7 protein-coding genes are annotated in these 6,168 nt (G+C 51.7%); 2 read left to right on the forward strand and 5 right to left on the reverse strand.

Annotated features, from left to right (window positions below; all coding sequences use genetic code 11):
• The first annotated feature begins 29 nt into the window (after positions 1-29).
• Both JC793_RS19440 and JC793_RS19445 read left to right on the forward strand, forming a co-directional pair.
• The gene (locus JC793_RS19440; protein ID WP_218427055.1) at positions 30-623 is read left to right on the forward strand and encodes a TetR/AcrR family transcriptional regulator; all 594 of its coding nucleotides are present in this window, start codon (positions 30-32) and stop codon (positions 621-623) included.
• On the forward strand, positions 620-1,567 hold the full coding sequence (locus JC793_RS19445) for a DMT family transporter (RefSeq protein WP_218427057.1): 948 nt from the start codon (positions 620-622) through the stop codon (positions 1,565-1,567). The genes JC793_RS19440 and JC793_RS19445 overlap by 4 nt, the downstream gene beginning before the upstream one ends.
• An 8-nt stretch (positions 1,568-1,575) precedes the next feature.
• Here JC793_RS19445 and mnmE read toward each other — a convergent pair whose 3' ends face one another.
• The 5 genes from mnmE to rpmH all read right to left on the reverse strand — a co-directional run bounded on the left by mnmE (position 1,576) and on the right by rpmH (position 5,426).
• Complete coding sequence (gene mnmE, locus JC793_RS19450) at positions 1,576-2,940, reverse strand: tRNA uridine-5-carboxymethylaminomethyl(34) synthesis GTPase MnmE (protein ID WP_108657563.1); 1,365 nt, start codon at positions 2,938-2,940, stop codon at positions 1,576-1,578.
• A gap of 121 nt (positions 2,941-3,061) precedes the next feature.
• Positions 3,062-4,684 carry a membrane protein insertase YidC gene (gene yidC, locus JC793_RS19455; RefSeq protein WP_046892837.1) on the reverse strand — a complete coding sequence of 541 codons (1,623 nt, stop codon included), beginning with the start codon at positions 4,682-4,684 and terminating at the stop codon, positions 3,062-3,064.
• Between the two features lie 2 nt (positions 4,685-4,686).
• Positions 4,687-4,944 (reverse strand): membrane protein insertion efficiency factor YidD, encoded by a 258-nt coding sequence (yidD, locus tag JC793_RS19460; protein WP_015422368.1) that lies wholly within the window; start codon positions 4,942-4,944, stop codon positions 4,687-4,689.
• Positions 4,908-5,267 carry a ribonuclease P protein component gene (gene rnpA, locus JC793_RS19465; protein WP_071592722.1) on the reverse strand — a complete coding sequence of 120 codons (360 nt, stop codon included), beginning with the start codon at positions 5,265-5,267 and terminating at the stop codon, positions 4,908-4,910. The genes yidD and rnpA overlap by 37 nt, the downstream gene beginning before the upstream one ends.
• A gap of 18 nt (positions 5,268-5,285) precedes the next feature.
• Positions 5,286-5,426 (reverse strand): 50S ribosomal protein L34, encoded by a 141-nt coding sequence (gene rpmH, locus JC793_RS19470; RefSeq protein ID WP_000831330.1) that lies wholly within the window; start codon positions 5,424-5,426, stop codon positions 5,286-5,288.
• Positions 5,427-6,168: the final 742 nt, after the last annotated feature.

The raw sequence follows: 6,168 nt of genomic DNA on the forward strand, positions 1-6,168 counted from the left end.
CTACTATTTAATCGCAAGAGATTTTCCGGATGAAAGACACCGACACAACACAGACCCGGCTCAGTGCCAGAGATCGTTTACTGGAAGCCGCAGGCATCTTGTTTTACAACGAGGGCATTGCGGCAACCGGTATTGATACGATCACCAAAAAGGCCGGTGTCGCCAAAAAAAGTCTGTATAACAATTTCAGCTCCAAAGCTGAGTTGGTGACCACTTACATCCGGCTGCGGCATGAAGAATGGCTGGCGTTATATGACACCCGCCTGCAACAGGCAACAACTCCGGAAGAGCGGATCCTCGCGATATTTGATGCTTATCACGACCATGCTGAGTTTGCCTATGAACGGGGATTTCGGGGATGTGGCCTGCTGAACGCAGCCGCTGAGTTTCCGGCCGGTAGTGAGGAACGCCGCGAAGTGTGTGCTCACAAATCTGAAGTAGCTGATATTATCCGGAAAAATCTTTATCAGCTGCTGCCGGATGACACCGCGAAAGCAGAACAGCTGACAACACACCTGACATTCCTGCTGGAAGGTGCAATTGTGCTTGCCGGACTGGAAGAGCACGGTGAACGGGTATTACAGGCTGCTGCTATGGCAAAAACCATGCTGGAGGCACTGTGATTCAGACACCCAAAGGTCACTTTGCCGGAATTGCAGCCATTATCCTGGCTTCCTTCTTATGGGGAACCACCGGGGTTTCTGCCACCTTCGCACCGGATGTCAGTGCTATTGCTATCGGTGCTGCCGCCATGGGTTTCGGCGGGCTGCTCCAGGCTGCGATTGCCATCACACCTATCCGCCGCAGCCTCGGCGCTTTCCGGCAGCAATGGCATTTGCTGTTATTGGGTGCCATTGCTGTTGCCGTATATCCGCTCGCCTTTTATGGCTCAATGCGACTGGCCGGGGTGACTATCGGGACAGTGGTATCTATCGGAACAGCACCGGTTTTATCGGCAATCATTGAAATTATCATGGACGGTGCCCGCATGACACTGCGCTGGCTGAGCGGCGCTGTACTCGGTCTGACAGGTATTGCGCTTCTTTCCCTTTCCGGCGGCACGGAACAGATTGCCGCCGCAGACACATCTGCCACACTGACCGGCGTCATACTGGGGTTACTCGCCGCCTTTACTTATGCCCTCTATTCCTGGGCTGCACGCCGCCTGATGCAGCGCAACATTCCGTCACGGGCAGCAATGGGCGGTATTTTCGGGATCGGGGGGTTACTGCTGATGCCGGTGTTGGCACTTTACGGCGCGCCATTCCTGGATTCGTGGCAAAACGCCGCGGTCGGCATTTATATGGCTTGCGTGCCGATGTTTATGGGTTATGTCTGTTTCGGTTACGCACTGGCACGTATTCCCGCCAGTACCGCCACCACAATTACACTACTGGAACCGGTTGTCGCCGCCGCACTCGCCGCCATTATTGTCGGCGAACAACTCACCGCTGCCGGCTGGGCCGGGGTTGCACTGATTTTCACCTGTCTGGTCTGTATTACACTGCCTGCCCGGCGTAAGGCACAGGCAGTGAATGTGGCAATCGTTAAACCGGATCAGTGTTAGTTTTCAGCTTACTTCCCGATACAAAAACTCGAGAAAATACGCCCCAGCAAGTCGTCCGACGTGAATTCCCCGGTGATTTCGCTCAGTGCCTGCTGGGCGAGGCGCAGTTCTTCTGCCAGTAATTCACCGGAGCGGGCAACCACTAACTGCTCGTGGCCGGAGATCAGATGCTCTGCGGCGGTGTTCAGTGCCTGTAAATGACGGCGGCGGGCGAGGAATCCACCTTCGGTGTTGCCTTCAAATCCCATGGTGGTTTTCAGGTGATCGCGCAGCAAATCAATACCGTGACCTTCGCGGGCAGAGAGTTTAATCAGCGTATCACCGTTCCGCTCTGTGATGCCGGTGATTTCCCCGGTGATATCCGTTTTATTGCGGATAATGGTGACCGGAATACCGGCCGGTAAGCGAGACATAAATTCCGGCCAGATTTGCTCCGGGGTCTGTTCATCCACCGTGGTGCCGTCCACCATAAACAGGACACGGTCCGCCTGCGCAATTTCCTGCCAGGCACGTTCGATACCAATCCGCTCAACTTCATCCCCGGCTTCGCGCAGACCGGCAGTATCGATAATATGCAGCGGCATACCGTCGATATGAATATGTTCACGCAACACATCACGGGTGGTCCCGGCAATATCAGTCACAATCGCAGCTTCGCGTCCGGCCAGGGCATTCAGCAGGCTGGATTTTCCGGCATTCGGGCGACCCGCAATCACCACTTTCATCCCTTCACGCAGCAGGCTGCCCTGACGTGCCTGAGAGCGTACCCGCTCCAGGTCAGCAATCACGGTATCGAGTTTGGCTTCAATCACGCCGTCGGAGAGAAAATCGATCTCTTCATCCGGGAAGTCGATTGCGGCTTCCACATAGATCCGCAGATTAGTGAGTGCTTCCACCATCTGATGCACCTCACCGGAGAAAGCACCCTGCAATGAATTCATGGCAGAACGGGCGGCCTGTTCAGAACTGGCATCAATCAGGTCGGCGATGGCTTCCGCCTGCGCCAGATCCAGCTTGTCATTAAGGAATGCGCGCTCGGAAAACTCACCGGGATTGGCGATACGGATATTATCGATAAGAAGAATACGTTTTAACAATAAATCGAGGATAACCGGCCCGCCGTGTCCCTGGAGCTCCAGCACATCCTCACCGGTAAAGGAGTTCGGGCCGGGGAAGAAAATCGCGATCCCCTGATCCAGAACTTTGCCGGTTTCATCACGGAAAGGCAGATAATCGGCATAACGCGCTTTCGGGAGTTTCCCCAGTACAATCTGAGCCACCTGTGCCGCCTGCGGGCCGGACACACGCAGAATACCGACTCCGCCGCGTCCCGGCGGGGTTGCCTGTGCCACAATGGTATCGGTGCTCTGAATTTCAGCGTTATTCATGGCCATCTCTCTCTTTCTCACCGTGTGATAAACAATAAAGGCGGTCAATATGACCGCCTTTAAATAATACTATAAGACCGGCAGAGATTCCCCGCCGGTCACGGGCTTATTTTTTGTCGCGGCTGTGAAGACCGCGTTTTTCCAGGCCGCGATAGATAATCTGCTGCTGGAGGATAGTCACCAGGTTACTGACGATATAGTACAGAACCAGACCTGACGGGAACCACAGGAAGAAGACTGTGAAGATCACCGGCATGAAGGTGAAAATCTTCTGCTGTAACGGGTCTGTGACCGCTGTCGGAGACAGTTTCTGGATCACAAACATCGTTGCACCCATCAGAATCGGCAGGATGTAGTACGGGTCCTGTGCGGATAAGTCATGGATCCAGCCGATAAACGGTGCGTGACGCAGTTCCACCGAGCCCATCAGCATGTAATACAGCGCCAGGAAGATAGGCATCTGGATAATCAGCGGTAAGCAGCCACCCAGCGGGTTCACTTTCTCTTCTTTGTACAGCGCCATCATTTCCTGACTCATGCGCTGTTTGTCATCACCGATACGCTCACGCATTGCTTTCAGCTTCGGCTGAAGCATACGCATTTTCGCCATAGAGGTGTATTGCGCACGGGTCAGCGGATACATGATACCGCGGACAATAAAGGTGATAACGATGATGGAGAAGCCCCAGTTACCGATGAAGCTGTGGATAAACTTCAGTAACTTGAACAGCGGCTGGGAAATAAACCATAACCAACCGTAATCCACGGTTAAGTCCAGGTGTGGTGCCACAGCTTCCATTTCGTTCTGCAGTTCCGGTCCGACCCACAGTGTTGCGTTATATTTCGCTTCGCTGTTTGCCCCGATACGGATTGCATCACTCTTATAACCGATGAATGCATCGCCGGTTTTAGCGCTGTACAGCGTATAGAAGTTATTGGTAGTCCCTTTCTCAGGAACCCACGCTGTCGCAAAATACTGCTGTAACATCGCCACCCAGCCAACATTGGTGTTGATGTTCAGTGGTTTATCTTCGATATCACTGAAGCTGTATTTTTTGTAGTTGGTTTCTTCGGATGAGTACGCCGCACCACGGTAGGTATGCAGCGCAAAGTTGCTGCTGCCGTTGTTAAGACGTTCCGGTAAATTCACAGACTGTTTTAACTGACCGAAAAACGCCATTTCCAGCGGAGCTGAGGTGTCGTTTTTGATGGTGTAATCAACACTGATGGCATAATCTTTGCGCTTCAGGGTGTAGGTTTTCACATACGTGACACCATCCTGAACAAAAGTCAGAGGAACACGCAGTTCATCCTGACCTTCCGGCAGCACAAAAGTATCGCTTTCAGTGGTATACAGCGGGCGTTCTTTGTAATTATTCGGGTTATCCGGACCATTCGCACCGGTTAAACCACTGATTGCCTGGTAAGCAAATTCAGGAGTTGTTTCCAGTAAACGGAACGGATCTGCGGATTTTAAGGTTGCCGGGTAAGCCAAAAGGTCAGCTTCATCAATATCACCGCCGCGCAGATTGATGTTCAGTGACAGCACATCTGTTTTGACCGTAATATATTTGTTCTGCCCGCTGCTTTCACCACTTGGCGTTGTCGTCTGCTGCGTTGCCTGAACAGCCGCGTTAAGTGCTTGTGTCTTATCACTTTCCCACGTCTGCCATGCAAAGAAGGATACGAGTAGCAAAGCGATGAATAGAAGATTACGTTGCGAATCCATCGTTAATGTTCTCTGTTATCATCATTTTTAGGTGGGACAGGATCATCACCACCTTCGTGTAAAGGGTGGCATTTTAATACGCGTTTCACCGTTAACCAACCGCCTTTTATCATACCAAACCTGCGCAATGCCTCAATTCCGTATTGCGAACAGGTTGGTGTGAAGCGGCAACGCGGTCCCAGCAGCGGACTTATCACCAGCTGGTAACCTCTGATTAACAGGATCAGGAAGCGTGCGCCAAGCGACTGTGACGACGCCATAACTTACCCAATGCTTCCGTAATCTCGCGATTACTCAACTCCGATACCCCTTTTCTTACCAGAAGCACGAAATCCATATCGGGCAACTCATGTTGGTGCAGACGAAAGTATTCACGCGCTAACCGTTTAATGCGGTTGCGCTCATGAGCCCGTTTCACGTTTTTTTTAGCGACGGTAAGACCAATGCGGGGATGTTCCAGCTCATTACGGCGTCCCAGAAGTGTTATTTCAGGAGTACTTGCCCGTTGTGGTTGCCGGAAGACAAAGTTGAAATGCTCGGGAGTTAACAAACGTAACTCCCTCGGAAAAGCGAGCTTAACCACGTCAGATGGTTAGCTTTATTACTTAGAAACGGTCAGACGAGCGCGGCCTTTAGCACGACGGCGAGCCAGAACCTGACGACCATTTTTAGTGGCCATACGAGCGCGGAAACCATGGGAACGGTTACGCTTCAGTACGGACGGTTGAAAAGTGCGTTTCATAGCGGTTTCTACCTAAACTTTAAATTATTACTGATTCAGTAAACGCATCGGCAAACAGTAAATTCAGCGTCGGATTCACATCTTTCTGCTGAAAGGGCCATCACGGAAAGTGGCTGACCTCTGCGCCTTATCGCAACATCAATATGGAAAGATGCGAGATTGTAATAAAATCCGGGCCTGTCCGTCAATCAAAGATGGCGCGATAACACAGATTTCTGCACATAATTGCATTTACCCATAACCTGCCTGTACACATTACTGCATCAAGACACAGATAACACGCACAGGGTGCAAGATTATACGGACTCCCCGGCAAAGCGCAAGGATCGATCAGCGATCTGTGAATATTCGATCGATACCCCGATCCGGACCACTGATTTTCTGCCTGAGGATAATTCACCAAAACTTATCCCCAAACGGGATCTTCCCGCTGTATTCTCCTGCCGGGATTCGTTATACTCCGGCCTGAATCCCGCTCCGGACGGGCTGACAGCCCCTGTGGATAAAAACCCGGAAAACTGTGTAAAAGGATGAGGATCTTGTCCCGCTTTTGCGATATGATCCGTCGTCACGATCATTTTCACCCGTGCGGTGATCGCCGGTGCAGGGAATGATCGTCCATAACACAGCCTCATTTTTGTACACTGAAGTGTCCGTTGAAACATGCAGAGGACAATACGTCTGTATGTGCTGTGTCTGCGTGAAAAATCTTATTCTGTTTCTTTGACTGGTCTTGTTTAGG

Source organism: Morganella morganii (assembly GCF_019242955.1).
In the GTDB taxonomy this organism is placed as follows: Bacteria; Pseudomonadota; Gammaproteobacteria; order Enterobacterales; family Enterobacteriaceae; genus Morganella; species Morganella sibonii.